Origin of the sequence: Desulfamplus magnetovallimortis (assembly GCF_900170035.1) — a bacterium.
Taxonomy (GTDB): domain Bacteria; phylum Desulfobacterota; class Desulfobacteria; order Desulfobacterales; family Desulfobacteraceae; genus Desulfamplus; species Desulfamplus magnetovallimortis.
The window spans coordinates 207,131-209,892 of record NZ_LT828542.1; the positions used below are offsets into that span (position 1 = coordinate 207,131).

General features: G+C 39.5%; 3 protein-coding genes. 2 read left to right on the forward strand and 1 reads right to left on the reverse strand.

Annotation, left to right across the window (positions count from 1 at the left end; translation table 11 throughout):
* A partial coding sequence (locus MTBBW1_RS29025; protein ID WP_222424008.1) for a hypothetical protein occupies window positions 1-336 on the reverse strand: 336 nt, incomplete at its 3' end.
* Between the two features lie 203 nt (window positions 337-539).
* Between MTBBW1_RS29025 and MTBBW1_RS07605 the strand changes: the two genes are divergently transcribed.
* A complete protein-coding gene (locus tag MTBBW1_RS07605) occupies window positions 540-1,664 on the forward strand; it encodes a family 43 glycosylhydrolase (protein ID WP_080801494.1) in 1,125 nt (374 codons plus the stop codon).
* A 185-nt stretch (window positions 1,665-1,849) separates the two neighbouring features.
* On the forward strand, window positions 1,850-2,605 hold the full coding sequence (locus tag MTBBW1_RS07610; RefSeq protein ID WP_186441151.1) for an O-methyltransferase: 756 nt from the start codon (window positions 1,850-1,852) through the stop codon (window positions 2,603-2,605).
* Window positions 2,606-2,762 lie beyond the last annotated feature (157 nt).

Genomic DNA, 2,762 nt, shown 5'->3' on the forward strand with positions numbered 1-2,762 from the left:
ACGCTGTCGTGAAAGTGAATGGAGTGGTGTTTTCTCAAAGGTATTTTTCAATGACAGATTGCATATCCGGATGGGGATTGCCCCTGCTTTTGCAGGTTTTCCAGAAAAAATGAGCATGGAAAAGCCGAATTCATGCCGGAATTTGTTGACGGGTTGTGCATTGGATAGTAGAGGAAATATAGTTTTTCTATTAGCAAACAATGTGCCACTGATGGGAAAAACATTGATTTGCGGGGGCTGAAGATAAAATTCGGCTTCATATAACCAATCGTACCACCGCCAGCCGATTAGGGCTGTGGATGTATCGCAGGCTTTTGCGGCTGACGGTGTACTCAACGTTACGGTGTACTCAACGTTGGCTTGCGATTTTTAAAATTAAAGCCTGTTTAATATTTATTTGTAACGCATAGAGCCTGTTTAAATATTATTGGCTCTTAGAAGTGTTGTGCCAAGTGCCTCACCTTGGTTAATGTTTCCTACTAAGGGAGACATTGGGTCTCCCTATATTTTGATACTTTCATATAAAATGAGGTTTGTTTATGAAGAAACTCTATGCTGTGCTTATTGTTCTACTTGCTCTTATCATCATCGCTGTTCCATCCTTTGCTAACACATCATACCCTGACCTTGATGTCGAGGTTATTGCTGATACTGACCTGGTCACCTCTGCTATTATTCAGCATCAGATCCTTAAGCGCCAGTGTGCTGACCCGGATGCCGAAGTTATTGGCGATACGGTCTTTATCACCTCAACGTATAATGCACTGGATAGAAAGATGCATGTTCACTCCATTTCGTTGGCTGACTTCAAAAGTTTTGCCGGTAATTCCAGCCATTGGCTACTTGGTCAGAATATTGATTGGAACATATACACCTTAGATCCCGGCAACGGTTTCCAAAACATAAGCATGGCACCCGAGATTGATTATTATGACAATGAACTGTATTTTTGGATGTCTGCAAAGCAGACTACGGATGATTGGCATACCATATACTACTCCCAAGATGGAAATAATTGGGAACCCATTAACTACGTAGGTAGCCCTTACGGTTACTCTGATGGAGATGCAAGCTCTTGTGGGCAGGCTTGTGAACGTAGGAAGATGAGAATTGATTCCCACCTTTTTAATGACAACGGAACCAAGTGGCTCTTTTATACATACTTTCATGAGGGTAATAAGATCGCTGGATTCAAATGGGAAGGACCAGGAAGTCAGACTGTACCGATTGACTTTGTGTCTTCTGCTTCTGCATCTTATTCCGTGAATGCAAATGGTGACAATATTATGGAAGCACCTACTGTATTCAAACGAGGTAGCTACTACTATCTCATCTGGTCTGAAGGTTCCTATCTTGGAGCTTATCACATGAGGTACAGGATGGCCACTTCTGTCCAAGGACTTGCCAATAGTTCCACTTACATATTAGCTTATCCTAAATCAGTTGCATGGGATAGCACGAACCAGCAATATACAGCCTCGGCTAATATCGGACATTGCTCGACCATTGAGGTAGATGGAAACATCTGGATGTTTTATCACATAGGTCGACCAAATTCAGGTTCTAAGATCATGGAGAAACCCACCCCGAACATATACCGATACTGTTATGTAACTAAGCTCAATTTTCACTCAAACGGTAAAATTGTGTTGCTGACTTGGTAGCATTTCTCTTAATTAATTGCTATGATAGAAAGGAGAAGCTCGGACATAGCACTGAGCTTGTCCTTTTTATCAAGATATCAATTTGCAAAGAGGATTGTTGTTAATAAATAATATTTTTTTGAAATCAGAACCGGTAAAAATGACAGTATGGCTACTTAACATGAATTAATATCAGGATGTACTCAATGCTCAACAAACAAAATATCTCTCAAAATTCTTTTTTAAATCCTGGAACTCAAACAGAAGCATCAAAACCCGGAGACAAATGGAAAATATCAAATTCTTTACAGCTAAGTAAGGCTCAATGGGCAGAAGTTCTTATCGATATTTATGAACATCCAATGTCTTTTCCTGGATCAGTGTCACCTCAGGCGGGAGAATTATTGCGAGCTTTAGTAGTGAATATAGCACCAAGAAATGTCTTAGAAATTGGTTCATATATTGGTGCTTCTACTATTTGGATTGCATCGGCAATGTCAGAGTATGAAAGGCGAAATAAACTGTGTTGTATTGACTTGTTTCTACCTCACACGGACAATCCATGGTGTCCTGGTGTTGAATTGATAGAGCCCTTAAGCTACATTAAAAATAATATTAAAAAATGTGGTTTTCAAAGTTTTATTGAGCTTTATCAAGGTGATTCCAAAGATCTTATTCCTAAGATTGCAAAGCAAATTCACTCCACTATCGATTTTGTTATCATCGATGGAGATCATTCATTCATGGGATGTTCAAGTGATTTTAACTTAGTTGAACCTTTTGTTTCATTAGGTGGCTATATTCTTTTTCACGACACTTTCCCTGATTATTGTGGAGTTGATGGCCCTGCTATTACTTTGGAAACAAAAATCTTTACAAATAGAGATAAGTTTGAAGTGTGTCAAATTTATACCGAACCTTTAAATTTTGGATTTGCATTGTTAAGAAAAGTAACTAATTGAATCTTTAAATATGAAAGCCAACAAGCCAGTCCACCTGACCGCGAGAACGGGTGTCGCTCTCTCAAAAGCTTTTGGCGCGGCAGGTGACCTCAACGTTATATGAAGCCTTCGGCAGATGCAACGCGCAGTATTTATTAGTCTTTTTCATACTCCATCC

Excerpts from the sequence above, each read along its gene's own strand:
- MTBBW1_RS07605 (WP_080801494.1), top strand. The coding sequence starts at position 540 with ATGAAGAAACTCTATGCTGTGCTTATTGTTCTACTTGCTCTTATCATC.
- MTBBW1_RS07610 (WP_186441151.1), top strand. The coding sequence starts at position 1,850 with ATGCTCAACAAACAAAATATCTCTCAAAATTCTTTTTTAAATCCTGGA.